Origin of the sequence: Nocardia mangyaensis (assembly GCF_001886715.1) — a bacterium.
Lineage (GTDB): Bacteria > Actinomycetota > Actinomycetes > Mycobacteriales > Mycobacteriaceae > Nocardia > Nocardia mangyaensis.
Map to the genome: position 1 here is coordinate 1,155,872 of NZ_CP018082.1, position 26,805 is coordinate 1,182,676.

Below are 26,805 nucleotides of genomic sequence, written 5' to 3' on the forward strand. Positions count from 1 at the left end.
GCGTGCAGACGAGAAAGGCCCCCGACCGCTTGAACGCTGGTCAGGGGCCTTTCTCGTGTGTGCCCTCGGCAGGATTCGAACCTGCGGCCTTCTGCTCCGGAGGCAGACGCTCTATCCCCTGAGCTACGAGGGCGGGATAGATGCCGGTCGGTGGTGACCGATCGGGCAGCGACAGCGTATCGCATCGAGTGCGGTGCACCAAAAACGGTGCCGGACCGGGCGGTTGACCCGGTGCGGCACCGTCGGATCAGCTCAGCGGCAGCGGGTCGGCGCCGCGGTCGGCCAGCATCGTGGTCATCAGCTGGGACTCACCGGCCTGGGTCTTGGACATGGTGGCCGCCAGGGTGCGCACCGCGGTGGTGTCGGCGTACTCGGCGGCGTAGTCGAGCATCGGCACACCGCCCTGATGGTGGCGCAGCATCAGCTGCAGGAACATCGTGTCGAGGGCGGGGCCGGTGGACTGCCGCAGCGCGGTCATCTCCTCCTGCGTGGCCATCCCCGGCATGGACTGCACCGGACCCGGCATCGCCTGCCCGTCCGCGGCGCCGGAATGCCCGTGCCCGCCGCTGCCGGGCCCGGTCATCCAGCCCATGTACCCGTCGATGTCCTGATTCGGCTCGCCCCACAACTGGAGCCAGCCCTGCATCCGGCCGATCTGGTTCTGCTGGGTGGTCAGGATGTCGTAGGCGAGCCTGCGCACGTCGTTGTCGGTCGAGGCGATCAGCGCGACGCCCGCCATGTCGACGGCCTGCGCGTGATGGGCCGACATGTCCTGGTTGAAGCCCACGTCGACCGGGCCGGGTGCGGGCTCGTCGGTCTTGTCCAGCGGCAGCCGCAGCAGCACGCCGGCCACCGCGCCGAGCAGCAACAGGCCGATCGCGCCGAGGACGAGCACCGCCCCGGCCGGGCGCCGGTTGCCCGCGTCCGGTGCGGTGTCGCCGGGTTCGATCGTGCTCACTACTGACCCGCCGGCAGGCCGCCCGGCACCGGGATGTTCGGCAGGCCGGGGATGCCCGAACCGCCACCGAGCTCGGACGGGTCCTGCGTCAGGCCCGCGCCGTCCATCGGCACCGCTTCGGGACCGTAGGGCGAGCCGTCGAACGGCGGCGGGTTGTTCGCGTCGAAGATCGGGTTCGAGCAGCTCGCGCCGACCTCGGGGTAGGCGTAGGGGTTCTCGCGCAGGGCCGAGATGAACTGCTTGATCCGGACGTCGTCGGCGGAGTCGAGTGCGAGCTGATGGCCCCACGTCTGCAGCGAGATCGGCGAATCGAGACCCGGGTAGGGCGACATCATCGAGTACTGGCGGCCCTTGACGTAGTTCGACAGCGTCTCGACACCGGCCGCGTCGACCTTGTCCGGGTCGTAGGTGACCCAGACCGCGCCGTGCTCGAGGGAGTGCACCGCGTTCTCCATCCGGATCGGCTTGGCGTATACGGTGCCCGTGCAGTTGGCCCAGGCCGAATCGTGCGGACCACCGAAGGCCGGGGACTTGTCATAGGCCACCCGCTGCTCCGCGGTCACGTGCAGACCTGCTGGGTACTCCTGTTTGACGACCCCGTCGATCTTCTCCGACGGGTCCTGGTTCTCCGCGGTCGGCACCCATTCCTTCAGATCGGTCTGGGCTTCCCTGATGGCCGCCTGGTCCAGGTACTTGGGTACCAGGCTGTAGGCCAGCAGGCCGATCAGCGCGACGATCGCGACACCGGCGCCGATCAGGGCCCACGGGGTCTCGCGCTTCTTACCCGGAAGTTTGCCCTTGCCGGGTTTGCGGGACGGAGACGACTTTCCCGCGGCCCGGACGGCCTTGGCTGATGTGGCGCTTGTCCTGCTCGGCATCGCTCGATGTGCTCTTTCGACGTGTGGATCGGTGGTGTTCGTGGCGGGCGGTCGTGGTTGCGAGGGGCCCAGCCAATAGGATAGAGACTCGTGACTCCAGCTGACCTTGCAGATCTCCTTCGCACCACTGCGGCGAAGGTGCTTGTCGAACGTGGACTGGACTCGTCGGTCCTGCCGGAGCAGGTCACAGTGGAGCGTCCGCGCAACCCCGAACACGGCGACTATGCCACGAATGTGGCCATGCAGGTGGCCAAGCGAGCCGGAACCAATCCCCGTGAGCTGGCGGGCTGGCTGGCCGAGGCGCTCGCCGCCACCGACGGGATCGACGCCGCCGATGTCGCGGGCCCCGGCTTCCTCAACATCCGCCTGGCCGCCGCGGCGCAGGGCGCGATCCTCGCCCAGATCCTGGCCGCCGCCGACACCTACGGCACCGGCGCCACGCTGACCGGCACGAAGATCAATCTGGAGTTCGTCTCCGCCAACCCGACCGGCCCGGTCCATCTCGGTGGCACCCGCTGGGCCGCGGCAGGCGACGCGCTGGGCCGCATCCTGGCCGCCCAGGGCGCCGAGGTCACCCGCGAGTACTACTTCAACGACAACGGCGCGCAGATCGACCGCTTCGCCAAGTCGCTGGTCGCGGCCGCCCTCGGCGAGCCGACCCCGGCCGACGGTTACGCGGGCGAGTACATCCGCGAGATCAGCGCGAGCATCCTCGCCGCGCACCCCGACGCGTTGAGCCTGCCCGCCGAGCAGCGACACGAACTGTTCCGTCGCGAGGGCGTCGAGCAGATGTTCGCCCAGATCAAGCAGGATCTGCACGACTTCGGCACCGATTTCGACGTGTACTTCAACGAGAGCTCGCTGTTCACCTCCGGCGCCGTCGAGCAGGCCGTCGAGCAGCTGAAGAACTCGGGCAACCTGTACGAGAAGGACGGCGCCTGGTGGATCGCGTCCACCGAGTTCGGCGACGACAAGGACCGCGTCGTCCTCAAGAGCGATGGCAACGCCGCCTACATCGCCGGTGACATCGCCTACTTCCAGAACAAGCGTTCGCGCGGGTTCGACCTGGCCATCTACATGCTCGGCGCCGACCACCACGGCTACATCGGCCGGTTGAAGGCCGCCGCGGCCGCGTTCGGCGACGACCCCGACACCGTCGAGGTGCTGATCGGGCAGATGGTGAACCTGGTGCGCGACGGCAAGGCCGTGAAGATGAGCAAGCGGGCGGGCACCGTGGTCACCCTCAACGACCTGGTCGAGGCCATCGGCGTCGACGCCGCACGCTACGTGCTGGTGCGCTCGTCGGTGAACTCGAGCATCGACATCGACCTCGACCTGTGGACCAAGGCCAGCAGCGAGAACCCGGTCTACTACGTCCAGTACGCGCACGCGCGCACCTGCCGGATCATCGACAACGCCAAAGCCTTCGGATTCGACGCTGTCGCACCGGATTTCGCGCTGCTGAACTCCGATCGCGAAGGCGATCTGATCCGCACCCTCGGTGATTTCCCGCGCGTGGTCGCCACCGCCGCCGACACCCGTGAACCGCACCGCATCGCCCGCTACCTCGAGGAACTGGCCGGGGTCTACCACCCGTTCCAGTCCGACGACGACATGCGCGTGCTGCCCAAGGGCGACGACGTCGTCACCCCGCTCAACTCGGCCCGGCTCGAACTGGTGCGGGCCACCCGCCAGGTGCTGGCCAACGGCCTCGGCCTGCTCGGCGTGAGCGCACCGGAGCGCATGTGAGCGCCCACGAACTTTCCAGGAAGGACGCACCCGAATGAGTGCACACCCGGCCGGTCCCCGGCACGCGGAGATCCCGCACGCGCCGAGCTTGGCCGAGCGCCCGACCGATCCCGCCGAGATGATCGACCTGCCCGCCCACGTGTGGCCGCGCAACGCCACCCGCGATGACGACGGTGTGGTCGCGCTGGCAGGCGTGCCGGTCACCGAGCTGGCGGCGCGATACGGCACCCCGCTGTTCGTGATCGACGAGGACGATTTCCGCTCCCGCTGCCGCGACATGGTGCGCGCGTTCGGGCCGAACGCCCGCGTGCACTACGCGTCCAAGGCGTTCCTGTGCGGCGAGATCGCGCGCTGGATCCGCGACGAGGGCCTCTCGCTGGACGTGTGCTCCGGTGGCGAGCTGGCCGTCGCGCTGCACGCCGGTTTCCCGGCCGAGCGCATCGCCCTGCACGGCAACAACAAGTCGGTGCCCGAGCTCGAGGCGTCCGTCGCGGCCGGTGTCGGGCACGTGGTCGTCGACTCGCTCTACGAGATCGAGCGGCTCGAAGCCGTCGCCGGTGCCGCGGGGGTCGTCCAGGACGTGCTGGTCCGGGTGACCGTCGGCGTCGAGGCGCACACCCACGAGTACATCTCCACCGCCCACGAGGACCAGAAGTTCGGCTTCTCGATCGCCGGTGGCGACGCGATGGAGGCGCTGGCCCGGGTCTTCGAAGCCGACAACCTGCGCCTGGTCGGCCTGCACAGCCACATCGGCTCACAGATCTTCGAGATCGACGGCTTCGAGATCGCCGCGCGCCGCATGCTCGCCCTGCTGCGCGAGGCCATCGACAAGTTCGGCATCGAGCGCACCGCGCAGATCTCCACTTTGGATCTGGGTGGCGGCCTCGGCATCTCCTACCTGCCCAGCGACAACCCGCCCCCGCTCGACGAGTTCGCCGCCAAGCTGCGCGGCCTGGTCGCCGCCGAGGCCGCCCGCGCCGGGCTGCCCGAGCCGACCATCGCCGTCGAACCGGGTCGCGCCATCGCCGGTCCCGGCACCGTGACGCTCTATGAGGTCGGCACCATCAAGGATGTCGAGCTCGACGGTGGCGCGCGCCGTCGCTACGTCAGCGTCGACGGCGGGATGAGCGACAACATCCGCCCCGCCCTGTACCAGGCCGACTACGATTGCCGTCTGGTCTCGCGGACTTCCGGCGCGCACGCCGTGGTCGCGCGCGTGGTCGGAAAGCATTGCGAGAGTGGCGACATCGTCATCCGTGATACCTGGATGCCCGCCGATGCCGGCCCCGGTGACCTGGTCGCCGTCGCCGCGACCGGCGCGTACTGCTATTCGATGTCGAGCCGCTACAACCAGCTCACCCGGCCCGCCGTGGTCGCGGTGCGCGACGGTGCGTCGCGATTGATTCTGCGCCGGGAAACGGTGGCGGACCTGCTCAGCCTGGAGGTGGAAGAATGACCGAAACGGCTGCTGCCGTCAACAACGGCACCAGAGACACGGGGCGCCCGCTCGGCGTCGCCGTGCTCGGGATGGGCACCGTCGGCACCGAGGTGGTCCGGGTGCTGCGCGAGCACACCGAGGACCTGCGCTCGCGCGTCGGTGCGCCGCTGGTGCTGCGCGGCGTCGCCGTGCGTGACCTGAGCAAGGACCGCGGCCTGCCCGCCGAACTGCTCACCACCGACGCCGAGGCGCTCGTCGCCCGCGACGATGTCGACCTGGTCGTCGAGGTCATGGGCGGAATCGACCCGGCTCGCGGGCTGATCGGGGCGGCGCTCACCGCGGGCAAGTCCGTCGTCACCGCCAACAAGGCGCTGCTGGCCGACTACACCGGCGAACTGGCCGCCGCCGCCGAGCGCAGCCGCGCCGACCTGTACTTCGAGGCCGCCGTCGCCGGTGCCATCCCGGTGGTGCGCCCGCTGATCCAGTCGCTGTCGGGTGACCGGGTGAACAAGGTCGTCGGCATCGTCAACGGCACCACCAACTTCATCCTCTCCGCGATGGACGAGACCGGCGCCGCCTACGACGACGTGCTCGCCGAGGCGACCGACCTGGGTTACGCCGAGGCCGACCCGACCGCCGACGTCGAGGGCTACGACGCTGCCGCCAAGGCCGCCATCCTGGCCTCGCTGGCCTTCCACACCCGGGTGACCGCGGCGGATGTGTACCGCGAGGGCATCTCCAAGATCACCGCCGAGGACCTGGAGACCGCCTCGGCTGTGGGCTGCACGGTCAAACTGCTCGCCATCTGCGAGCGCGTCCCGTCCGGTCCGGGTGAGCCCAGCTCCGCCGAGGGCGGCAAGGATCGCGTCTCGGTACGCGTCTACCCCGCGCTCATCCCGCGCAAGCACCCGCTGGCCTCGGTGAACGGCGCGTTCAACGCCGTCGTGGTCGAGGCCGACAATGCCGGTCGCCTGATGTTCTACGGGCAGGGCGCCGGTGGCGCGCCCACCGCGTCGGCAGTGCTCGGCGACCTGGTGATGGCCGCGCGCAACAAGTTCTACGGTGGCCGGGCACCGGGCGAATCGGTTTATGCTGAACTGCCGATCGCGCCGATCGGCGACACCCCCACCCGCTACCACGTGAACCTGCAGGTGGAGGACCGCCCCGGCGTGCTCGCCGCGGTGGCGGGGGAGTTCGCCCAGCACGGCGTGAGCATCTCCACCGTGCGTCAGCAGGGTCATGGCGACGGCGCCCGGCTGGTCGTCGTCACCCACCATGCGGTGGAGTCGTCGCTGGCCGATACTGTCGCGGCACTGGCGGAAATGGACTCCGTCACCTCCGTGACCAGCGTTCTCAGACTGGAAGGCACAGAAGAATCATGAGTACGAATGTGCGCGGCCTCGCCGACATTCGCGCCGATGGGTATACCGGCCGTCCGTGCGCACATGGTTGCGTCGTGACCGAAGGAGCGGTGGCATGAGCACCCTCGGCGTTGCCCCTCAGCACGGTGTGCATTCCCGCTGGCCCGGTCTGATCGCGGCCTACCGCGATCGGCTCGAAGGCGCGGCCGACTGGGAGCCGGTGACCCTCTTCGAGGGCGGTACCCCGCTGGTCCCCGCGACGCACCTGTCCGAGCTCACCGGGTGCGAGGTGTACCTCAAGGTCGAGGGTGCCAACCCGACCGGTTCGTTCAAGGACCGTGGCATGACCATGGCCATGACCGATGCCAAGTACCGCGGTCAGAAGGCCGTGCTGTGCGCCTCCACCGGCAACACCTCGGCCTCGGCCGCGGCCTACGCCACCCGCGCGGGCATGGAGTGCGCGGTGCTGATCCCGCAGGGCAAGATCGCCATGGGCAAGCTGGCCCAGGCCGTCATGCTCGGCGCAAAGATCATCCAGGTCGAGGGCAACTTCGACGACTGCCTGGAGCTGGCCCGCAAGGTCACCTCCGATTTCCCCGAGGTCGGCCTGGTGAACTCGGTGAACCCGGCGCGCATCGAGGGCCAGAAGACGGCGTCGTTCGAGATCTGCGACGTCCTGGGCAAGGCGCCCGATGTGCACGTGCTGCCGGTGGGCAACGCGGGCAACATCACCGCCTACTGGCGTGGCTACCGCGAGTACTACGCCGACGGCGTCACCTCGGTGCTGCCGCGCATGCTCGGTGTGCAGGCCGCCGGTGCGGCCCCGCTGGTCAACGGTGCTCCGGTGAAGGACCCCGAGACCATCGCCACCGCCATCCGGATCGGCGCGCCCGCGTCGTGGAACGGGGCGATGGAGGCCAAGGAGCAGTCCGGTGGCGCCTTCCGCGCGGCCACCGACGACGAGATCCTGGCCGCGTACCGCCTGGTCGCCGCCACCGAGGGCGTGTTCGTCGAGCCCGCCTCGGCCGCGAGCGTGGCCGGTCTGCTGGCCGCGCGCAAGGAAGGCTGGCTGGATTCGGGCCTGACCGTGGTCTGCACGGTGACCGGCAACGGTCTCAAGGACCCCGACAACGCCCTGGCCGGCATGCCCGAGGTCAAGCCGATCGCTGTCGACCCGGTGGCCATCGCCCACGAACTCGAGCTGGCCTGAGTTGAGCGCACGCGAGAGCAGGCTGATGACTGCCACCCTGCCCGCCGGTCTCGAAGTGACCGTGCGCGTTCCGGCCTCCACGGCCAACCTCGGCCCCGGATTCGATTGCCTGGGAATGGCATTGGGCCTCTACGACGAGATCGTGGTGCGCACCACCGAATCGGGCCTCGACATCCGGGTCGAGGGCGAGGGCGCCGACGATGTGCCGTGGGGCCCAACGCATCTGGTCGTCCGGGCGATCGAGCGCGGGCTCGAATCGCTCGGCGTCTGGGCCGACGGCCTCGACGTGGTGTGCCGCAACGTGATTCCGCATTCGCGCGGACTGGGTTCCAGTGCGTCCGCGGTGGTCGGCGGCCTGGCCGCTGGTGCCGGGCTGGCCGCGAAGTTCGACCCGGCCCTGTGCCTGGACAGCGATCGCCTCGTGCAGCTGGCCTCGGAGTTCGAGGGTCATCCCGACAATGCCGCCGCCAGCGTGCTCGGCGGAATCGTCGTGTCGTGGACCGAGAACGACGCCGACCAGAATCGCCTCTACCGGGCCGTGCGGCTGGCCCCGGCCCAGGACCTGCGCCCGGTGGTGCTGATTCCACAGGAGCGCTCGTCCACCGCGCACACCCGCGGGCTGCTGCCCGATCAGGTGCCGCACGGCGACGCGGCGTTCAACGTCAGCCGGGCGGCGCTGGCCGTCGTCGCGCTGACCGAGCGCCCCGATCTGCTGATGCCCGCCACCGCCGATCGGCTGCACCAGACCCAGCGTGCTCCCGCGCTACCGCTCACCACGGCGTGGATCGAGCGGCTGCGGTCGGCCGGCATCGCGGCGACGGTCTCGGGCGCCGGTCCGACCATTCTCGCCCTGACGACTGCGGAATTCCCCGATGACCTGCGTAAACAGGCCGAAGAAGATGGTCTGCGCGTCATCGAACCCGGCATTGCCGACGGCGTGGCGATCGACTGACGGCGTGCCTGCCTTGCCGTTGTTCACAATGGGCAGCTATTCTGGGCAAGTCCGTACATCGTGCGCATCAGACGCCGGTGCTTCATCAGGGCAATCGCTCCAGCAGGTTCCAGGCTCGAGCCTCCAGGCCATGGAGGTGCTGCGACGCCGTGAAGCCGCGCAACTGGAATGATCTTTCCTCACCACTGGCTTCTGGTGGCGAAGCCTCCGGCCCGCCCGCGGCGGGTAGTACGGCACAGGCGTCCTGTTGGGCGCATAATCCGAGCTCGGCACACGTTGCCGGGTCTGCGGAACGAACCCTCGAATCAGCACACGGCATTCGAGGGAAGGAAAGGACTTCCGTGACAGATACGGACCTGCTCGCGACACCCGGGGTGGAAACCAACCCTACGAACTCGGGCGGCCGCGAAAGTGAATCCGGACAGATTTCGAAAATGAGCGAAAAAACCGACGTCGCACGATCGGGGCTGACTGGAATGCTGTTGCCGCAGTTGCGCGCATTGGCGGGGGAGCTCGGTATCCGAGGCACCTCCGGGATGCGTAAGGGCGATCTCATCGCCGCTATCAAGGAGAATCAGGCCGGTGCGCCCGCCAAGGCGGACAAGCCCGCCGAGGCCGCCGCCGTGACGGCCGAAGCGCCCGCCAAGGCCGAAGCGCCCGCGAAGACGCAAGCGCCCGCGAAGACGGAAGCGCCGGTCAAGGCCGACAAGCCGGCCAAGGCCGAGAAGACCGCGCCCGCCGAGAAGCAGGCCGCAGAGGTCGGGAACGCGGCGACCGAGCCCGCGCAGGCTCCGGCCGAACAGGCCAAAACCGAGGTCAAGACCGAGCAGGTCAAGACCGATGCCCCCGCCGAATCCGGCGAGGATTCCGGACGCGAGAGCGGCCAGCGTGGCCGTGGCAGGCAGCGCCGTGGTCGTGACCAGGCCCGTTCCGGTGGTGGCGAGAACGCCTCCGCCGAGAATCGTGGCGAGGAGACCAAGCAGGCCGACCGGTCCGACAAGTCCGAGGGTGGCGAGCAGGGTGAGCGCCGACGCGAGCGCGGTGACCGCAACAGCGGTGACCGTGGCGAACGCGCCGGTGGTGACCGATCCGGTGGTGAGCGCGGTGAGCGCTCGGGCGGCGACCGCAATCAGAACGAGCGCAACCAGAACCAGAACGGCAGCGGGAATCGCGGTCCCCGCGACGATCGCGGTGGTGACGACGAGGAAGGCGGCCGCGGTCGCCGGGGTCGTCGGTTCCGTGAGCGTCGTCGTGGTCGCGACCGCGACGGTGGCACCGGGGGCGGTGGCAACGAGGCCCGCGACTTCGAGATCCGCGAGGACGATGTCCTGCAGCCGGTCGCCGGCATCCTCGACGTGCTCGACAACTACGCGTTCGTGCGGACCTCCGGCTACCTGGCCGGCCCGAACGATGTGTACGTGTCGATGAACCTGGTCCGCAAGAACGGCCTGCGCCGCGGTGACGCCATCACCGGTGCCGTCCGCGCGCCACGGGACGGCGAGCAGAGCAACCAGCGCCAGAAGTTCGACCCGCTGGTTCGCCTGGACACCGTCAACGGTGGCGAGGTCGACGCGGCCAAGCGTCGTCCCGACTTCCAGAAGCTGACCCCGCTCTACCCGAATCAGCGTCTGCGTCTGGAAACGACGCAGAACAAGCTGACAACGCGCGTGATCGACCTGATCATGCCGATCGGCAAGGGCCAGCGCGCGCTGATCGTGTCCCCGCCCAAGGCGGGCAAGACCACGATCATGCAGGACATCGCCAACGCGATCGCGATCAACAACCCTGAGTGCTATCTCATGGTCGTCCTGGTCGACGAACGCCCTGAAGAGGTCACCGACATGCAGCGTTCGGTGAAGGGTGAGGTCATCGCCTCCACCTTCGACCGGCCGCCGGGCGACCACACCTCCGTCGCCGAGCTCGCCATCGAGCGCGCCAAGCGACTGGTGGAGATGGGCAAAGACGTTGTGGTGCTGCTCGACTCGATCACCCGATTGGGCCGTGCGTACAACAACTCCTCGCCCGCTTCGGGCCGCATCCTCTCCGGTGGTGTCGACTCGACCGCGCTGTACCCGCCCAAGCGGTTCCTCGGCGCGGCGCGCAACATCGAGAACGGTGGCTCGCTCACCATCATCGCCACGGCGATGGTGGAGACCGGTTCCACCGGCGACACGGTGATCTTCGAGGAGTTCAAGGGCACTGGCAACGCCGAGCTCAAGCTCGATCGCAAGATCGCCGAGCGCCGCGTGTTCCCCGCGGTGGACATCAACCCGTCGAGCACCCGCCACGACGAGCTGCTGCTCTCGCCCGACGAGATGGCGGTCGTGCACAAGCTGCGGCGCGTGCTGTCCGGGCTGGATTCGCACCAGGCGATCGATCTGCTGATGGATCGCCTGCGCAAGTCCAAGAACAATCTGGAGTTCCTGATGACGGTCTCCAAGACCGCGCCGGGCGCGATCGAGGACTGATCTTCGGATCGACAGCGAAGGGCTCCGCTCCGGCGGGGCCCTTTCTGTTTACGGGGAACAATCGCGGGGTAGGGGGTGTTCTCAGGGGTGCGGTCGGATCTGGCATACTGGACCGCTGTGTGTCTGCGAGTTCGCAGACATCCCGCCTAGTCGGTTCCGGTTCACGCATTCCACGCTCGCGCGCGGATGCGACCCGGCGACCATTATCGAGAGGACGCCCATGAAGGCAGGAATCCACCCCACGTATGTCGACACCACCGTTGTGTGTGGTTGCGGCAACACCTTCCAGACTCGCTCCACCAAGGAGTCCGGCCAGATCACCGTCGAGGTCTGCTCGCAGTGCCACCCGTTCTACACCGGCAAGCAGAAGATCCTCGACACCGGCGGCCGCGTCGCTCGCTTCGAGGCCCGTTACGGCAGGCGTGCCGGCAAGAAGGCCGACGCCGACAGCTAGTTGCCTCCCCCGACGCCCGGTTCTGCTTTCGCAGGCCGGGCGTCGGTATTTTCTGCGCCGCGGGTTCTCGGTGTTTTCTGCGGCGCGGGCGCCGCGGGTTCTCGGCCGCCTCGATCTTCCCTCCCTCCGGGTACTCCTTCGTCGCACCCTCCGCTCAGTCCAGATCGAGGCGGCCGAGAACCGGCCTTCGGCCTGGTAAGGCATCTTGGTAAGGCATCTTGGTAAGGCACTGGCAAGACACCGCAGTCTCGACCACTCAGTAGGAGTTCAACTCATGGCCGATCCGACGGCCCCGTCCGCGATCGACGACATTCTCGCCGAGTACGCGGGCCTCGAATCGCAGCTGGCCGATCCGTCGCTGCACAACGACGCGGGTGCGGCGCGACGGGTGGGAAAGCGGTTCGCCGAGCTGGCCCCGGTGATGAGCACCTACCGGAAGCTGGAGGCGGTGCGCGACGATCTCGAGGCCGCCCGCGAGCTGGCCGCCGACGATGCCGCGTTCGCCGCCGAGGTGCCCGAGCTGGAGGCGCAGTCGCTCCAGCTCGAACAGGCGCTGGCCGATCTGCTCGCCCCGCGCGACCCGCACGACGGCGACGACGTGGTGCTCGAGGTGAAGTCCGGCGAGGGTGGCGAGGAGTCGGCGCTGTTCGCGGCGGATCTGGCGCGCATGTACATCCGGTATGCCGAGCGGCATGGCTGGAAGGTGGAGACGCTCGACGTCACCTACTCCGACCTGGGCGGATACAAGGACGCGACGCTGTCGATCAAGAGCAAGGACGCCGCTCGCGACGGGGTGTGGTCGCGATTCAAGTTCGAAGGCGGCGTGCACCGGGTGCAGCGCGTGCCGGTGACCGAGTCGCAGGGCCGCATCCACACCTCCGCGGCGGGCGTGCTGATCTACCCCGAGCCCGACGAGGTCGAGCAGGTGCAGATCGACGAGACCGACCTGCGTATCGACGTCTACCGGTCCTCCGGCAAGGGTGGCCAGGGCGTCAACACCACCGACTCCGCCGTCCGCCTCACTCACTTGCCCTCGGGCATCGTGGTGACCTGCCAGAACGAACGCTCCCAGCTGCAGAACAAGGCCCGCGCGATGCAGGTGCTCGCGGCCCGGCTGCAGGCACTCGCCGAGGAACAGGCCGAGCAGGAAGCCGCGGCGGGGCGCGCCAGTCAAATCCGCACGGTGGACCGCTCCGAGCGCATCCGCACCTACAACTTCCCGGAGAACCGGATCGCCGATCACCGCATCGGCTTCAAGTCGCACAATCTCGACGCCGTCCTCGCCGGTGACATGGACGCACTGCTCGACGCACTCGGCAAGGCCGACCGCGAAGCCCGGATGGCGGCCGAGTAAAGGGCATGACCGGACAGCATCCAGCGGGGCAGCCCGCCCGACCACGAAGGCGCGGCGCCCGTGCCCGATGACGTGACCGGGCGACTGCGCCTGCGGCCGCTGATCACCGCGGCCGCGGTGCGCCTTGCCGAGTCCGGGGTGGCCTCGCCGCTGCCCGACGCGGAGAACCTGGCCGCCCACGTCCTCGGTGTCGACCGGATGCGGCTGGCCCTGCACCCGATGATCGAGGCGGACGAGGCGGCGAGGTTCGGCCAGCTCGTCGAACGCCGCGCCACGCGAATTCCGTTGCAGCACTTGACCGGAATCGCCGTGATGGGTGAGATAGACCTCGCTGTGGGCCCCGGGGTGTTCGTGCCCCGCCCGGAGACCGAACTGCTCTTCGCGTGGGCGCTGGCCTACCTGGAGACCCTCGGCCACGCGCACGCGCCGATCGTCGTCGACCTGTGCACCGGCACGGGCGCTCTGGCTTTGGCCATCGCCCACGCCCGCCCCGATGCCGTCGTCCACGCCGTGGAGCTCGATCCCGACGCCATGATCTGGACCCGCCGCAATACCGAGGCCCGCGCCGCCGACGGCGACACCCCCGTCACCCTGCACACCGCCGACGTCACCGATTCGGCCCTGCTCACCGAGTTGACCGGCCGCGTCGACCTGGTCGTCGCGAACCCGCCCTACATCCCCGAGGCCGCCGTCCTCGATCCCGAAGTCGCCGACCACGATCCCCATCGAGCCCTCTTCGGCGGCCCGGACGGCCTCGACGTCATCCGCGCCATGACCCCGAACATCGCCCGTCTGCTTCGTCCCGGCGGCGCCACGGCCGTCGAACACGACGACACCAACGGCGCGGGAGTGGCGGCCATCGTGACCGCCGCGGGGCTGGCCGAGGTCACCGAACACCCCGACCTCGCGGGCAGACCACGTTTCGTCACGGCGCACAGTCCCAGCGAACGCTGACCACCGTGCGGCGCCGGCGTCGACTCGCGATGCCGATGGGGACACGAACCCACGACGTCCGCGCACCAGCCGCCGCCTCGCCCCTCGGTCCTGGCAAACCCGGGCCACCGCGCGAACATCGTGGACCCGGCGGCCTGGACAACACCTCGATCACCCAGCACACCTCGAGCATCCGACCGATATCCCGATCTCGAGCGCGCCGGGACAACCCCGCCGGGACGCCCAAAAGTCCCCCCAGAATCGGCCACGGGCTCGAGAGCTAGACTCTTGCCGCAACCCGACATCCCGCAGGAGTCGTGTGGGGTGGCGGACAAGCCAGGCAAAGAATCGCGGAGAGGCGGAACAACGCTGTGAGTACCGTCTACGACTGTGCGGAACCGGCGTCACGTGCTGCGGGGATCACCGCGGCGACCAGTGCGCTGAAGTCGGGTCGGCTGGTCGTCATGCCGACCGACACGCTGTACGGTCTGGCCGCCGACGCCTTCGACTCCTCCGCGGTGAGCGATCTGCTGGCCGCCAAGCGGCGCGGTCGCGACATGCCGGTGCCGGTCCTGGTCGGTTCGTGGCACACTATCGACGGGCTGGTGTTCTCGGTGCGCCCGCAGGCGCGCGAGCTGATCCGCGCGTTCTGGCCGGGTGCGTTGAGCCTCGTCGTGCAGGCCGCGCCCTCGCTGGCCTGGGATCTCGGTGACACCCGCGGCACCGTCATGCTGCGGATGCCGTTGCACCCGGTGGCGCTGGAATTGCTGCGTGAGGTGGGCCCGCTGGCCGTGTCGAGCGCCAATGTGTCGGGTCAGCCGCCCGCCAGCACCGCCGAGCAGGCACGCGAGCAGCTGGGTTCGCTGGCGAGTGTGTATCTCGACGGCGGACCGGCCGAGCACGCGGTGGCCTCGACCATCGTCGATCTGACCGCGGACCAGCCGCGGGTGCTGCGGGAGGGCGCGGTGCCGGTGGCCGATATCGCGGAGGTCCTCGGCATGGTGCCCGAAGCCTTGCTCAGCTCCGCCCAGCGGTGATCGCACGCATCCGATGAGCACGGTCGTCCCTCTGCGCGAGCTAGTGCTCGTGCTGCTCGTCTCGGCCACGGTGACCTTCCTGGCCACCGGTGGTGTCCGGATACTCGCCATCGGCTTCGGTGCCGTCGCCGTCCCCCGCGAACGCGATGTGCACGTGAAGCCGATCCCGCGGATGGGCGGTGTCGGCATGTATGTCGGCGTCGTGGCCGCGATCCTGTTCGCGCATCAATTGCCCGCGCTGCGCCGCGGTTTCGACTACGCGCCCGATATCCCGGCCGTCCTGGTGGCGGCGACGATCATCGTGCTGGTCGGCATCGTCGACGACCGGTGGGGCCTCGACGCGCTCACCAAATTCGCCGGACAGGTCACCGCCGCGGGTGTCATGGCCGTGATGGGCCTGGCCTGGTACGTGATCTACGACCCGTTCAACGACACCACCGTGGTGCTCGACGCGCTGCAGGGCGGTCTGGTGACGGTGGGCATCACCGTCACCCTGGTGAACGCGATGAACTTCGTCGACGGTCTGGACGGCCTCGCGGCCGGCCTCGGATTGATCTGCGCCGTCGCCGTTTTCGTGTTCTCCGTGGGTTTGCTCTACGACCAGGGCGGCTCGGTGGACACCTATCCGCCCGCGCTGCTGGCCGCCGCGCTGGCCGGCGCCTGTCTCGGATTTCTGCCGCACAATTTCTCGCCCGCCCGAATCTTCATGGGCGATACCGGCTCGATGATGATCGGTTTGATGCTGGCCGCGATTTCCACCGGCGCCTCCGGCCGAATTCCGCTGCAGGGCTACGGCCCGCGCGACATTGTCGGTTTGCTCTCACCGCTGTTGCTGGTGGGAGCGGTGATGTTCATTCCGGTGCTCGATCTGTTGCTCGCGATCGTGCGCCGCGTACGCGCCGGCGTGAGTTTCTCCACACCTGACAAAATGCACCTGCACCATCGTTTGCTGCAGATCGGACATTCGCAGCGCCGCGTGGTTCTGCTGATCTATTTGTGGGTCGGCGTACTCGCCTTCGGCGCGGTGGGAACTTCGCTGATGGATCGCCGGATCGTCGTGTTGCTGGTCGCGGGTGGATTGGTGTTCGCGCTGGTAGTGACCGCGATCCCATCCATGCGCAGGCCGGAGTCGGCTAACCGCTGAGGATCGGCCGCAAGGTAAAGTGCGGCCCGTGAGCTCTACACCCGAAACCGTTCCAGGTTCTGACGCCCCGTTGCGCGCCGCGTTGCGCTACGGCCTGATCGGCCTCGGCGTGCTCGTGGTCGCCTCGGTGGCGATCGCCACCCTCGTGGCAGGGATGCCGGGCCTGTGGGGTGCGCTGCTCGGCGCCGCCATCGGCGGCGGATTCATCCTCACGACCGTCGTGTCGGTGCTGTTCGGCGCCAAGCTGCCGCCGCAGATGGCAGGGATGATCCTGCTGGTCAGCTGGGTCGCGAAGTTGCTGGTGGTACTGGTGATCGTCGCCGTGCTCAACCAGTTCGACTTCTACAGCAGGCCCGCGCTGTTCTTCACCGTGGTGGGGGCCCTGCTGATCGTCCTCGGCGCCGAGACCTACGGCGTTGTGAGCCAGAAGGTTCCGTACGTCACGACACGCGCGGGGGACGATGAAACGGCTTCCGAGCAGGAATAACCCCACCCAGCTACGCACTGTCGTAGATAGCTTGGTAAAGTCTTGGTAAGCAAGCACCCAAGCTAGGGGCGCGGTCCGACAACTCAGGGCTATGCCTCGGGTTACCAGGGGGGATCACCAAGATCCCACCCAGTGCCGCTATGCTTACTGCCGATCCGGGTGGAATGTGCCCGGTTGAAGCATGTCGACGATGTCGCCGACGCCCGAACAGCAGTCGTCACGGGTTACACCGTACGAGCAGCTGTCGAATTTCGAGCCGACCAGAGTCGACCCCATTGATCGTCAATGTCCGATCGAACCGCGGGAATGACCGTCGTACCCGCGGCCCGAACACGGGAGAGAACGCTGAGCGTCATCACTTTGGCGGCGGGCGAGTTCCACGCGCCATCGCTGTCCGACTTCTTCCCTCCAGCAGTGCTGTTCGAGGGTACGCCGTTCGAACTCGATCGCCTGATGCTGGTCCGGCTCCTGATGACTGCCGTTCTGGTGATCGTCTTCGTGCTGGCTTTCCGCGCACCGAAGATCGTGCCTCGCGGCCTGCAGAACGTGATGGAAGCCGGTGTGGTTTTCGTCAAGGAGCAGATTGCCGAGGAGGTCCTCGGTAAGGAAATGGGCAAGAAGTTCCTGCCGCTGATCGCGACGATCTTCTTCACGGTTCTCTTTCTGAACTTCTCCGGTGTGATTCCGGGATTGAACATCTCGTCGAACGCACGCATCGGTATGCCGATCGTCCTGGCCGCGATCGTCTACATCGCCTACAACTACGTCGGCATCCGGAAGTACGGGTTCTTCCCCTACATCCGCCACAGCATCGTCGTTCCCGACGTGCCGGTCGCGCTGCACGTGCTGCTGATCCCGATCGAGTTCATCTCGACGTTCATCCTGCGCCCGTTCACGCTGACCGTCCGACTCATGGCGAACATGCTGGCCGGCCACATCATGCTGGTGCTGTTCTTCAGCGCGACCTGGTTCTTCCTGTTCGACGCCACGGCGTGGATGAAGATCTTCTCGCCCTTCTCGCTGCTCGCCGGCATCGCCTTCACGCTGTTCGAGCTGCTGGTCATCTGCCTGCAGGCCTACGTCTTCGCGCTGCTGACGGCCGTGTACATCGGCCAGTCGCAGCACGCCGCCGACCACTGATCCAACCGAAGCCACACCTACCGGAAACCTGCTACACGCGCCGACCGGCGGGTGAGCAACAGAAAGGGAAACAAGACTCATGAGCCTCGCTTACCTGGCCCAGGAAGCCGCGACCACCGAGAGCACCTTCACCGGTTTCGGCGCCATCGGCTACGGCCTCGCTGCGATCGGCCCCGGCATCGGCGTCGGCATCGTCGTCGGTAAGGCCATCGAGGGCATCGCGCGTCAGCCCGAGCTGTCCGGCCAGATCCGTACCACCATGTTCCTCGGTATCGCGTTCACCGAGGCCCTGGCGCTGATCGGCCTCGTCGCCGGCTTCATCTTCTGATTCCGATGCGCGAATTCATCACGCTCGCCGCAGAGGGAGAGGATGTGAATCCCCTCCTCCCCGCAACGTACGACATCGTCTGGTCGATCGTCTGTGTCGCCATCATCGGCGTGCTCTTCTGGAAATACGTGATCCCACGTGTGACCAAGACACTCGAAGAGCGCACCGACAAGATCGAAGGCGGTATCGCCAGGGCCGAAGCCGCCCAGGCCGAGGCACAGCAGACGCTGCAGCAGTACCAGCAGCAGCTGGCCGACGCACGGCTCGAGGCCGCTCGTATCCGCGAGGATGCGCGCACCCAGGGTCAGCAGATCCTCGCGCAGATGCGCACGGATGCCCAGGCCGAAAGCGATCGAATCATCGCCGCCGGTCATTCCCAGCTGGAAGCCCAGCGCCAGCAGATCCTGACCGAGCTGCGTACCGAGGTCGGCCGCACGGCCGTCGACCTGGCCGAGAAGATCATCGGCCAGTCTGTCTCGGACGAGGCCAAGCAGGCGGCGTCGATCGACAAGTTCCTCAGCGAACTCGACGACACCGATGCCATCGGGGTCGGAAGGTAGCGACGCGAAAGTGAGAAGCATGTACGCAGCGAGCCGTGAGGCCAGCTCCCGGTCGCGGGAGGCGCTTCGGGCCGCTCTGACCGGAAGCGAAACTGTTGCGGCCACAACGGGGTCGGAACTGTTCGCCGTTGTCGCCGTGCTGGACGACCAGCGTTCGCTGCGTGTGGCGCTCGCGGACGTGTCGGTGCCGGGTTCGGTACGCGCTGAACTCAGTGAGCGGATCTTCGGCGGCCAGGTCAGCGCTGCCACGCAGGCAGTGCTGACCACCGCGGTGGCCCAGAACTGGTCGCGCACCCGTGATCTGGTCGACACCCTGGTACTGCTCGGGCAGGAGGCTCTGCTGGAGTCGGCCGCCGACGGTGGCCGGCTGGACGCGGTGGAGGACGAGCTGTTCCGGCTCGGCCGGATCATCGCCGACAACCCGCAGCTCGAGCAGGCGCTGTCCGACCAGGGCAAGCCGACCTCGGCGCGGCGCGAGCTGATCGAACGGCTGCTCAACGGCAAAGCCGAACCGATCACCACGGCGCTGGCCGAGCAGGCGGTGGCCCGGCAACGGACCAACAACATCGGCGTCGCCTTCGGCGCCCTGTCCGATCTGGCGGCGGCCCGTCGTGACCAGATCGTCGCCCATGTGCACGCCGCGGTCGAGCTGACCGGCCCGCAGAAGGAGAAGCTCTCGGCTTCCCTGCAGCGGATCTACGGCAAGGCGGTCACCGTGCACGTGCAGGTCGACCCGACGCTGCTGAGCGGCGTCGTCGTGCGCGTCGGAGACGACGTGATCGACGGCAGCGCCACCGGCCGACTGGAGAAGCTGCGCCGGGCGCTGTCCTGAAAAGGACAGTCCGTCGCAGAACTTTCTCACCCCCGACATTCGAGACCACAGCGAGAGCAGGAACAACATGGCGGAGCTGACGATCTCCTCCGACGAGATCCGTAGCGCGATCGAGAGCTACACCCAGAGCTACACCCCGGAAACCTCCATCGAAGAGGTCGGCGTCGTGACCGATACCGGCGACGGTATCGCGCACATCAGCGGCCTGCCCTCGGCGATGGCCAACGAGCTGCTCGAGTTCCCGGGCGGCGTCCTGGGCGTCGCGCTGAACCTCGAGGACACCGAGATCGGTGCCGTCATCCTCGGCGAGTACGCCTCGCTCGAGGAGGGCCAGCAGGTCCGCCGCACCGGCGACGTGCTGTCGGTTCCCGTCGGTGACAAGTTCCTCGGTCGCGTCGTCAACCCGCTCGGCCAGCCGATCGACGGCCTGGGCGAGATCGAGTCCGAAGAGCGCCGCGTGCTGGAGCTGCAGGCCGCGTCCGTGCTGGAGCGCCAGCCGGTCGAGGAGCCGCTGGCCACCGGCATCACCGCGATCGACGCGTTGACCGCCATCGGCCGCGGCCAGCGTCAGCTGATCATCGGCGACCGCAAGACCGGCAAGACCGCCGTCGCGATCGACGCGATCCTGAACCAGAAGGCGAACTGGGAGACCGGCGACCCGGACAAGCAGGTCCGCTGCATCTACGTCGCCATCGGCCAGAAGGGTTCCACCATCGCGGGCGTCAAGTCCGCCCTGGAGGAGCACGGCGCGCTGGAGTACACCACCATCGTCGCGGCCCCGGCCTCCGATTCCGCCGGCTTCAAGTGGCTGGCCCCCTACACCGGTTCGGCCATCGGCCAGCACTGGATGTACCAGGGCAAGCACGTCCTCATCGTGTTCGACGACCTGACCAAGCAGGCCGAGGCGTACCGCGCCATCTCGCTGCTGCTGCGTCGTCCGCCGGGCCGCGAGGCGTACCCCGGTGACGTCTTCTACCTGCACTCCCGTCTGCTGGAGCGTTGCGCGAAGCTGTCCGACGAGATGGGCGCGGGCTCGATGACAGGTCTGCCGATCATCGAGACCAAGGCCAACGACGTCTCGGCGTTCATCCCGACCAACGTCATCTCGATCACCGACGGCCAGGTCTTCCTCGAGTCCGACCTGTTCAACAAGGGCGTCCGCCCGGCGATCAACGTCGGTACCTCGGTCTCTCGTGTCGGTGGCGCCGCCCAGACCAAGGCCATGAAGAAGGTCGCCGGTTCGCTGCGTCTGGAAATGGCGCAGTACCGCGAGCTGGAGGCGTTCTCCGCCTTCGCCTCCGACCTCGACGCCGCCTCGCTGGCGCAGCTCGAGCGCGGTGCCCGCTGGGTCGAGTTGCTCAAGCAGAACCAGTACACCCCGGTCTCGGTCGAGGATCAGGTCGTCTCGATCTTCCTGGTCGACTCCGGCTACTACGACACCGTCCCGGTCGCCGACGTGCGTCGCTTCACCGCCGAGCTGCTCGAGTACCTGCACGGTGCCACGCAGAGCTCCTTCGACGCCCTCGAGGGCGGCGCCAAGCCGCTCGCCGGTGAGGCCGCCGAGGCGATCAAGTCCGAGACCGACAACTTCAAGCAGGGCTTCCTGGCTTCCGACGGCAGCCGCATCGTGAACGAGGCCGCCGCGGGCGAGCTGGCCCACGAAGAGGTCGAGTCGCTGTCGGTCACCCGCAAGCACGTCGAGAAGTAAGCCGGGCAGAAACCATGTCGGCATTTTCCGATCAAGCGAATGAGGGGAGTGTGAACCGCTGATGGCAAGCTTGCGTGAATTGCGCTCCCGCATTCGTGGTGTGAATTCGATCAAGAAGATCACCAAGGCCCAGGAACTGATCGCGACCTCGCGAATTTCCAAGGCCCAGGCCAGAGTTGCGGCTGCCAAGCCGTACGCGGAGGAGATCACCAAGGTCCTCGGCGAACTGGCGAGCGCGTCGAAGAACCTGTCGCACCCGCTGCTGACCGAGCGTCCCGACGCCCGGCGGGCCGCCGTCCTGGTCATCACCAGTGACAGCGGTATGTGCGGTGGCTACAACTCGAACGTGCTCAAGCGCGCCGAGGAGCTCATGACCACCCTGCGCGGCGACGGCAAAGAGCCGGTGCTGTACGTGATGGGCAACAAGGGACTCGGGTACTACAAGTTCCGCAGCCGTCCGTTCGTGGCGTCGTGGACCGGCTTCTCCCAGCAGCCGACCTACGTCGATGCCTCGGCGGCGTGTAACCACCTGGTCGAGGCCTTCATGGCCGGTTCCGAGGGCGAGGTCTCCTCGCCCGATGGTTCCGCCACCGTGCAGGGCGTCGACGAGTTGCACATCGTGTACACCCGGTTCGTCTCGATGCTGACCCAGACCCCGGAGGTGCGCCGCCTGGCGCCGATCCAGGTCAGCTTCGTCGACGAGAGCCTGAAGCTCGGCGACGGCATGCTCGAGGACACCCCGGATGTGGTCGTCACGGCGCAGTACGAGTTCGAGCCGGACGCCGACGTGCTGCTGGGGGCTCTGCTCCCCAAGTACGTCAACACCCGGATCTACGCATCGTTGCTCGAGGCAGCGGCATCCGAGTCCGCGGCTCGGCGCACCGCAATGAAGGCGGCCACCGACAACGCCAACGAGCTCGCCAGCGGGCTCCAGCGCGAGGCGAACTCGGTGCGTCAGGCCCAGATCACGCAGGAAATCAGCGAAATCGTCGGCGGCGTCAACGCGCTGGCGTCGAGCTCGGACCGCGACTAGAAGCGCTGCGGCCTGAGGTCAGGGCCCGTAGGCGGAAGCTTGCGTAACCACGTAGGGCCCCGAAGGCCGCCCGACTAGCACAGAGAGAACCAACGAAATGACCGCAGCTGTCACACAAGACGCGAAGACCGGCGCCGCCGTAGGCCGCGTCGTCCGTGTCATCGGCCCCGTGGTGGACATCGAGTTCCCGCGCGGCGCCATCCCCGCTCTGTTCAACGCTCTGCATGCCGAGATCGCTCTCGCCTCGGTGGCCAAGACGCTGACGCTCGAGGTCGCTCAGCACCTCGGCGACAACATCGTGCGCACCATCTCGATGCAGCCGACCGACGGCCTGGTCCGTGGCGCGAGCGTCACCGACACCGGCAAGCCGATCTCGGTGCCCGTCGGTGACATCGTCAAGGGCCATGTGTTCAACGCCCTCGGCGACTGCCTCGATACCCCCGGCCTCGGCCGCGACGGCGAGAACTGGGGCATCCACCGCAAGCCCCCGAGCTTCGACCAGCTCGAGGGCAAGACCGAGATCCTCGAGACCGGCGTCAAGGTCATCGACCTGCTGACCCCGTACGTCAAGGGCGGCAAGATCGGTCTGTTCGGTGGTGCCGGTGTCGGCAAGACCGTGCTCATCCAGGAGATGATCACCCGTATCGCTCGCGAGTTCTCCGGCACCTCGGTGTTCGCGGGTGTCGGTGAGCGTACCCGTGAGGGCACCGACCTCCGCCTGGAAATGGAAGAGATGGGCGTCCTCCAGGACACCGCCCTCGTCTTCGGCCAGATGGACGAGCCGCCGGGCACGCGTATGCGCGTGGCCCTGTCCGCGCTGACCATGGCGGAGTACTTCCGCGATGTCCAGCACCAGGACGTGCTGCTGTTCATCGACAACATCTTCCGCTTCACCCAGGCCGGCTCCGAGGTCTCGACCCTGCTGGGTCGTATGCCTTCCGCCGTGGGTTACCAGCCGACGCTGGCGGACGAGATGGGTGAGCTCCAGGAGCGCATCACCTCGACCCGTGGTCGCTCGATCACCTCGCTGCAGGCGATCTACGTCCCCGCCGACGACTACACCGACCCGGCGCCGGCGACCACCTTCGCCCACCTGGATGCGACGACCGAGCTTTCGCGCCCGATCTCGCAGAAGGGTATCTACCCGGCCGTCGACCCGCTGACCTCGACCTCTCGTATCCTCGAGGCGTCGATCGTCGGCGACCGGCACTTCGCCGTGGCCAACGAGGTCAAGCGGATCCTGCAGAAGTACAAGGAACTGCAGGACATCATCGCCATCCTCGGCATGGACGAGCTCTCCGAGGAGGACAAGGTCCTCGTCGGTCGTGCCCGTCGCCTGGAGAAGTTCCTCGGTCAGAACTTCATCGTGGCCGAGAAGTTCACCGGTCAGCCGGGCTCGGTCGTGCCGCTGGAGCAGACCATCGACGACTTCGATCGGGTCTGCAAGGGCGAGTTCGACCACTTCCCGGAGCAGGCGTTCAACTCCTGCGGTGGTCTCGACGACGTCGAGGCAGCCGCGAAGAAGATCGCCGGAAAGTAGTCACCCATGGCGACTGAGTCCAATCAGAGGACCATCACGGTCGATCTGGTCGCGGTCGAGCGTGAGATCTGGTCCGGCCAGGCCACGTTCGTCAGCGCGCAGACCACCGAGGGTCAGATCGGCATCATGGCGGGCCACGAGCCGCTGCTCGGTCAGCTCGTCGAAGGCGGCACGGTGTCCATCGTGCCGACCGAGGGCGAGCGGATCGTCGCCGCGGTGCACGGCGGTTTCTTCTCGGTCACCGCCGACACCGTGCGCGTGCTGGCCGAGTCGGCCCAGCTCGCGGGCGAGGTCGACGTCGAGGCGGCCCGCAAGGTGCTCGCCGACGGCGAGGCCAGCGAGGTGGAGCTGCGTGCCGCGCAGGCCCAGGTCCGCGCGGTCGAGGCGGCAATCTCCGCCTGATCGCGGGTAGTACGACACTGTAGGCGGCGAACTCCGGTTCGCCGCCTACAGTCGTGTTCGTGGGCCGATGACCGATCCCGGCGATGTGGGCCCGACCGGGCGTGATTGAATGTCGGAGCGGGGGTGTCTTCGACACCGGCAGAGCGAAAGGGCGTACGGCATTGCAGACCGGGATGGTTCTCCTGATCATTCTGGTGCTGACGCTCGTGTTCGTTGCCGGTGCTTCGACCTACCGGCTGGTGATGCTGCGCCGCGGCGGCACGGCGGCGCTGCTACGGGTTCTGCCCGCGCGCGGTGGCCACGGCTGGCGGCACGGTCTCATCCGCTACGAGGAGGACCGCCTGGTCTTCTTCAAATTGACCAGCCTCAAGCTCGGCCCGGACAGCACAGTGCACCGGCAGGGCCTGGAGATAGTCGAGCGAAGGGCGCCCCAGGGCGACGAATTCGACATCATGAGCGAAGGCATAGTGGTGGTGGCCGTCAGCGATCCGCACGCCGGCTTCGAGCTGGCTCTCGACCGCGGATCGATGGCGGCATTCTTGTCTTGGGTGGAGTCACGGCCCTCCGACCGCGCAAGACGCAAGGGCGGAGCGAGGTAGGAACATGACCAACTCACCGGAAACGCCCCATGACGGCACCGACAGTCAGTCCGGGGACGAGGCCGTGGAGCCGGGACGGTCGGCGAAAAGCGCGGGACGGCGGACGGGCGTGCATCTGACCAGGATCTACACCCGCACCGGCGACGACGGTACGACCGGTCTGAGCGATTTCTCGCGGGTGACCAAGACCGACGCCCGGCTGGTCGCCTACGCGGACTGCGACGAGGCCAATGCCGCGCTCGGCGTCGCGGTGGCGCTCGGCGCGCCCGAGCCAGAGGTGCTCGCCGTGCTGCGCCAGATCCAGAACGACCTGTTCGACGCGGGCGCCGACCTGTCGACCCCGGTGGTCGAAGATCCGAAGTACCCGCCCTTGCGCATCACCCAGCCCTACATCGACCGGCTGGAGCAGTGGTGCGACGAGTTCAACGAGGGCCTGGCCCCGCTGAATTCGTTCATCTTGCCCGGCGGCACGCCGATTGCCGCGCTGTTGCACACCGCCCGCACCGTGGTCCGGCGCGCCGAGCGATCCGCCTGGGCCGCGGTCGAGGCGCACCCCGAAGACACCAGTGTGCTCCCGGCGAAATACCTCAATCGCTTGTCGGACCTGCTGTTCATCCTCAGCAGGGCCACCAATCCGGATGGGGATGTGCTGTGGCAGCCCGGCGGCGGACGCGAGCGCTGAAAGCGACTCGGTACCGCCAGAATCGGTTCGAACTGCCTTATTGGTGGCAGGGGGCGTGTCATCGCGCATCGGTCGATAAGCTGGCGGGGTGAGCGAACGGTTTCTGGTCTCCGGCGGTAATCAGCTCGTCGGCGAGGTCGCGGTCGGCGGCGCGAAGAACAGTGTGCTGAAGCTGATGGCCGCCGCGTTGCTGGCCGAGGGTACGACCACCATCACCAACTGCCCGGACATCCTCGATGTGCCGCTGATGGCAGAGGTGCTGCGCGGTCTCGGCTGCGATGTGACGATCACCGACGACGCGAGTGGCGACCGTTCAGTGGTGACGATCGTGACCCCGCCGGAGCCCAAATACCACGCGGACTTCCCCGCGGTGACCCAGTTCCGGGCCTCGGTGTGCGTGCTCGGTCCACTGATGGCCCGGTGCAAGCGCGCGGTCGTGGCCCTGCCCGGCGGCGATGCGATCGGCTCCCGTCCACTGGACATGCACCAGGCGGGCCTTCGCCTGCTCGGCGCGACCAGCGAGATCGAGCACGGGTGCGTGGTAGCCCGTGCCGACGAGCTCCGCGGCGCCCGGATCCGGCTGGACTTCCCGTCGGTCGGCGCCACCGAGAACATCCTGATGGCCGCGGTCCTCGCCGAGGGGGAGACGGTCATCGACAATGCGGCGCGCGAGCCCGACATCGTCGACCTGTGCACCATGCTCGTGCACATGGGTGCGCGGATCGACGGTGCCGGTTCCTCGGTGCTCACCGTGCAGGGCGTGAAGAGCCTCTCGCCCACCACCCACCAGGTGATCGGTGACCGTATCGTCGCCGCCACCTGGGGGATCGCCGCGGCGATGACCACCGGGGACATCCGCGTCACCGGGGTGAACCCCAAGCACCTGGCCCTTGTACTGGACAAGCTGCGCTCCGCAGGTGCGCGAATCTCCTACGAGCCCAACGGCTTCCGCGTCGTGCAGCCCGAGCGCCCGCGCGCGGTGAACTTCGCGACCCTGCCGTTCCCCGGTTTCCCCACCGACCTGCAGCCGATGGCGATCGGCCTGGCCGCCATCGCCGACGGCACCTCGATGATCACCGAGAACGTCTTCGAGGCGCGGTTCCGTTTCGTGGAGGAGATGATCCGCCTCGGCGCCGATGCCCGCACCGACGGTCACCATGCCGTAGTCCGTGGGATCCCGAGACTGTCGAGTGCGCCGGTCTGGTCCTCCGACATTCGGGCCGGCGCGGGCCTCGTACTGGCCGGCCTCGTCGCCGATGGCGTCACCGAAGTGCACGACGTCTTCCACATCGACCGTGGCTACCCGAAGTTCGTCGAGCAGATGCAGGCGCTCGGTGGACGTGTCGAGCGGGTCGATACGCCGAAATAGGCTCTTGACCAGGCGATTTGACATTGCATTTGGCGGCACGTAACTTTATTCCAGTCAGAGCGACACGGACACCGACCCGGCCACAGAGTGGCGGGGAAACGAGGTAGGACGATGAGCGCCTGACTGATCATGTGTTCAGGGTCATCTGGCTGGGATTTGCTTCTGGTCGATGTTCTGGGCTACAGTACG

25 protein-coding genes and 1 tRNA gene are annotated in these 26,805 nt (G+C 67.8%); 23 read left to right on the plus strand and 3 right to left on the minus strand.

Features of this window, described 5'->3' with window-relative positions; translation table 11 throughout:
• Positions 1 to 60: 60 nt before the first annotated feature.
• From BOX37_RS05295 to BOX37_RS05305, 3 genes are all read right to left on the minus strand, one after another.
• A tRNA-Arg gene (locus tag BOX37_RS05295) sits at positions 61 to 133 on the minus strand.
• Positions 134 to 247: 114 nt separating this feature from the next.
• Entirely contained in the window at positions 248 to 958 is a 711-nt protein-coding gene (locus BOX37_RS05300) for a DUF305 domain-containing protein (protein WP_071926655.1), read from the minus strand.
• Positions 958 to 1,836, minus strand: coding sequence for a DUF3105 domain-containing protein (locus BOX37_RS05305; RefSeq protein WP_071926656.1), 879 nt, complete (start codon positions 1,834 to 1,836; stop codon positions 958 to 960). The genes BOX37_RS05300 and BOX37_RS05305 overlap by 1 nt, the downstream gene beginning before the upstream one ends.
• Positions 1,837 to 1,926: 90 nt before the next feature.
• On the opposite strand from BOX37_RS05305, the gene argS reads away from it, so the two are divergent.
• The 23 genes from argS to murA all read left to right on the plus strand — a co-directional run bounded on the left by argS (position 1,927) and on the right by murA (position 26,616).
• Positions 1,927 to 3,585, plus strand: a complete 1,659-nt coding sequence (gene argS, locus BOX37_RS05310) for an arginine--tRNA ligase (protein ID WP_071926657.1) — start codon at positions 1,927 to 1,929, stop codon at positions 3,583 to 3,585.
• A 34-nt stretch (positions 3,586 to 3,619) separates the two neighbouring features.
• On the plus strand, positions 3,620 to 5,041 hold the full coding sequence (gene lysA / locus BOX37_RS05315; RefSeq protein ID WP_071926658.1) for a diaminopimelate decarboxylase: 1,422 nt from the start codon (positions 3,620 to 3,622) through the stop codon (positions 5,039 to 5,041).
• On the plus strand, positions 5,038 to 6,405 hold the full coding sequence (locus BOX37_RS05320; protein ID WP_071926659.1) for a homoserine dehydrogenase: 1,368 nt from the start codon (positions 5,038 to 5,040) through the stop codon (positions 6,403 to 6,405). The genes lysA and BOX37_RS05320 overlap by 4 nt, the downstream gene beginning before the upstream one ends.
• A gap of 94 nt (positions 6,406 to 6,499) precedes the next feature.
• Positions 6,500 to 7,594, plus strand: a complete 1,095-nt coding sequence (gene thrC / locus BOX37_RS05325) for a threonine synthase (RefSeq protein WP_071926660.1) — start codon at positions 6,500 to 6,502, stop codon at positions 7,592 to 7,594.
• Positions 7,595 to 7,619: 25 nt separating this feature from the next.
• Positions 7,620 to 8,546, plus strand: a complete 927-nt coding sequence (gene thrB, locus BOX37_RS05330) for a homoserine kinase (RefSeq protein WP_071926661.1) — start codon at positions 7,620 to 7,622, stop codon at positions 8,544 to 8,546.
• A gap of 341 nt (positions 8,547 to 8,887) precedes the next feature.
• Positions 8,888 to 11,014, plus strand: a complete 2,127-nt coding sequence (rho, locus tag BOX37_RS05335; RefSeq protein ID WP_071926662.1) for a transcription termination factor Rho — start codon at positions 8,888 to 8,890, stop codon at positions 11,012 to 11,014.
• 220 nt (positions 11,015 to 11,234) lie between these two features.
• Positions 11,235 to 11,468, plus strand: a complete 234-nt coding sequence (rpmE, locus tag BOX37_RS05340) for a 50S ribosomal protein L31 (protein WP_071926663.1) — start codon at positions 11,235 to 11,237, stop codon at positions 11,466 to 11,468.
• Positions 11,469 to 11,742: 274 nt separating this feature from the next.
• The gene (prfA, locus tag BOX37_RS05345; protein ID WP_071926664.1) at positions 11,743 to 12,822 is read left to right on the plus strand and encodes a peptide chain release factor 1; all 1,080 of its coding nucleotides are present in this window, start codon (positions 11,743 to 11,745) and stop codon (positions 12,820 to 12,822) included.
• 60 nt (positions 12,823 to 12,882) lie between these two features.
• Positions 12,883 to 13,776: a peptide chain release factor N(5)-glutamine methyltransferase gene (gene prmC, locus BOX37_RS05350; protein ID WP_420811586.1), complete on the plus strand. Its 894-nt coding sequence runs from the start codon at positions 12,883 to 12,885 to the stop codon at positions 13,774 to 13,776.
• A gap of 350 nt (positions 13,777 to 14,126) precedes the next feature.
• Positions 14,127 to 14,792, plus strand: a complete 666-nt coding sequence (locus BOX37_RS05355; protein WP_071926665.1) for an L-threonylcarbamoyladenylate synthase — start codon at positions 14,127 to 14,129, stop codon at positions 14,790 to 14,792.
• Positions 14,793 to 14,805: 13 nt separating this feature from the next.
• A complete protein-coding gene (locus BOX37_RS05360; RefSeq protein WP_071926666.1) occupies positions 14,806 to 15,936 on the plus strand; it encodes an MraY family glycosyltransferase in 1,131 nt (376 codons plus the stop codon).
• Positions 15,937 to 15,955: 19 nt separating this feature from the next.
• Positions 15,956 to 16,423: a Cg1360 family ATP-synthase-associated protein gene (locus BOX37_RS05365; RefSeq protein WP_156910269.1), complete on the plus strand. Its 468-nt coding sequence runs from the start codon at positions 15,956 to 15,958 to the stop codon at positions 16,421 to 16,423.
• A 285-nt stretch (positions 16,424 to 16,708) separates the two neighbouring features.
• Entirely contained in the window at positions 16,709 to 17,563 is an 855-nt protein-coding gene (atpB, locus tag BOX37_RS05375; RefSeq protein ID WP_084759428.1) for a F0F1 ATP synthase subunit A, read from the plus strand.
• Positions 17,564 to 17,642: 79 nt separating this feature from the next.
• A complete protein-coding gene (locus BOX37_RS05380; protein ID WP_071926668.1) occupies positions 17,643 to 17,891 on the plus strand; it encodes an ATP synthase F0 subunit C in 249 nt (82 codons plus the stop codon).
• 5 nt (positions 17,892 to 17,896) lie between these two features.
• On the plus strand, positions 17,897 to 18,451 hold the full coding sequence (locus BOX37_RS05385) for a F0F1 ATP synthase subunit B (protein ID WP_071926669.1): 555 nt from the start codon (positions 17,897 to 17,899) through the stop codon (positions 18,449 to 18,451).
• A 19-nt stretch (positions 18,452 to 18,470) separates the two neighbouring features.
• Positions 18,471 to 19,283, plus strand: coding sequence for a F0F1 ATP synthase subunit delta (locus tag BOX37_RS05390; protein ID WP_071926670.1), 813 nt, complete (start codon positions 18,471 to 18,473; stop codon positions 19,281 to 19,283).
• 67 nt (positions 19,284 to 19,350) lie between these two features.
• Positions 19,351 to 20,991 (plus strand): F0F1 ATP synthase subunit alpha, encoded by a 1,641-nt coding sequence (gene atpA, locus BOX37_RS05395; protein ID WP_071926671.1) that lies wholly within the window; start codon positions 19,351 to 19,353, stop codon positions 20,989 to 20,991.
• Between the two features lie 61 nt (positions 20,992 to 21,052).
• A complete protein-coding gene (locus BOX37_RS05400; protein WP_071926672.1) occupies positions 21,053 to 22,024 on the plus strand; it encodes a F0F1 ATP synthase subunit gamma in 972 nt (323 codons plus the stop codon).
• Positions 22,025 to 22,121: 97 nt separating this feature from the next.
• On the plus strand, positions 22,122 to 23,564 hold the full coding sequence (atpD, locus tag BOX37_RS05405) for a F0F1 ATP synthase subunit beta (protein WP_071926673.1): 1,443 nt from the start codon (positions 22,122 to 22,124) through the stop codon (positions 23,562 to 23,564).
• A 6-nt stretch (positions 23,565 to 23,570) separates the two neighbouring features.
• Entirely contained in the window at positions 23,571 to 23,966 is a 396-nt protein-coding gene (locus BOX37_RS05410; protein WP_071926674.1) for a F0F1 ATP synthase subunit epsilon, read from the plus strand.
• Between the two features lie 173 nt (positions 23,967 to 24,139).
• The gene (locus tag BOX37_RS05415; protein ID WP_071931208.1) at positions 24,140 to 24,565 is read left to right on the plus strand and encodes a DUF2550 domain-containing protein; all 426 of its coding nucleotides are present in this window, start codon (positions 24,140 to 24,142) and stop codon (positions 24,563 to 24,565) included.
• Between the two features lie 109 nt (positions 24,566 to 24,674).
• On the plus strand, positions 24,675 to 25,247 hold the full coding sequence (locus BOX37_RS05420; protein WP_071926675.1) for a cob(I)yrinic acid a,c-diamide adenosyltransferase: 573 nt from the start codon (positions 24,675 to 24,677) through the stop codon (positions 25,245 to 25,247).
• 88 nt (positions 25,248 to 25,335) lie between these two features.
• A complete protein-coding gene (gene murA / locus BOX37_RS05425) occupies positions 25,336 to 26,616 on the plus strand; it encodes a UDP-N-acetylglucosamine 1-carboxyvinyltransferase (protein WP_071926676.1) in 1,281 nt (426 codons plus the stop codon).
• Positions 26,617 to 26,805: the final 189 nt, after the last annotated feature.

Excerpts from the sequence above, each read along its gene's own strand:
- BOX37_RS05400 (WP_071926672.1), top strand. The coding sequence starts at position 21,053 with ATGGCAAGCTTGCGTGAATTGCGCTCCCGCATTCGTGGTGTGAATTCG.
- atpA (WP_071926671.1), top strand. The coding sequence starts at position 19,351 with ATGGCGGAGCTGACGATCTCCTCCGACGAGATCCGTAGCGCGATCGAG.
- thrC (WP_071926660.1), top strand. The coding sequence starts at position 6,500 with ATGAGCACCCTCGGCGTTGCCCCTCAGCACGGTGTGCATTCCCGCTGG.
- BOX37_RS05305 (WP_071926656.1), bottom strand. The coding sequence starts at position 1,836 with ATGCCGAGCAGGACAAGCGCCACATCAGCCAAGGCCGTCCGGGCCGCG.
- atpB (WP_084759428.1), top strand. The coding sequence starts at position 16,709 with ATGTCCGATCGAACCGCGGGAATGACCGTCGTACCCGCGGCCCGAACA.
- BOX37_RS05360 (WP_071926666.1), top strand. The coding sequence starts at position 14,806 with ATGAGCACGGTCGTCCCTCTGCGCGAGCTAGTGCTCGTGCTGCTCGTC.
- BOX37_RS05380 (WP_071926668.1), top strand. The coding sequence starts at position 17,643 with ATGAGCCTCGCTTACCTGGCCCAGGAAGCCGCGACCACCGAGAGCACC.
- atpD (WP_071926673.1), top strand. The coding sequence starts at position 22,122 with ATGACCGCAGCTGTCACACAAGACGCGAAGACCGGCGCCGCCGTAGGC.
- BOX37_RS05385 (WP_071926669.1), top strand. The coding sequence starts at position 17,897 with ATGCGCGAATTCATCACGCTCGCCGCAGAGGGAGAGGATGTGAATCCC.
- lysA (WP_071926658.1), top strand. The coding sequence starts at position 3,620 with ATGAGTGCACACCCGGCCGGTCCCCGGCACGCGGAGATCCCGCACGCG.
- BOX37_RS05320 (WP_071926659.1), top strand. The coding sequence starts at position 5,038 with ATGACCGAAACGGCTGCTGCCGTCAACAACGGCACCAGAGACACGGGG.
- rpmE (WP_071926663.1), top strand. The coding sequence starts at position 11,235 with ATGAAGGCAGGAATCCACCCCACGTATGTCGACACCACCGTTGTGTGT.
- thrB (WP_071926661.1), top strand. The coding sequence starts at position 7,620 with ATGACTGCCACCCTGCCCGCCGGTCTCGAAGTGACCGTGCGCGTTCCG.
- BOX37_RS05390 (WP_071926670.1), top strand. The coding sequence starts at position 18,471 with ATGTACGCAGCGAGCCGTGAGGCCAGCTCCCGGTCGCGGGAGGCGCTT.
- BOX37_RS05415 (WP_071931208.1), top strand. The coding sequence starts at position 24,140 with ATGGTTCTCCTGATCATTCTGGTGCTGACGCTCGTGTTCGTTGCCGGT.
- prfA (WP_071926664.1), top strand. The coding sequence starts at position 11,743 with ATGGCCGATCCGACGGCCCCGTCCGCGATCGACGACATTCTCGCCGAG.
- BOX37_RS05410 (WP_071926674.1), top strand. The coding sequence starts at position 23,571 with ATGGCGACTGAGTCCAATCAGAGGACCATCACGGTCGATCTGGTCGCG.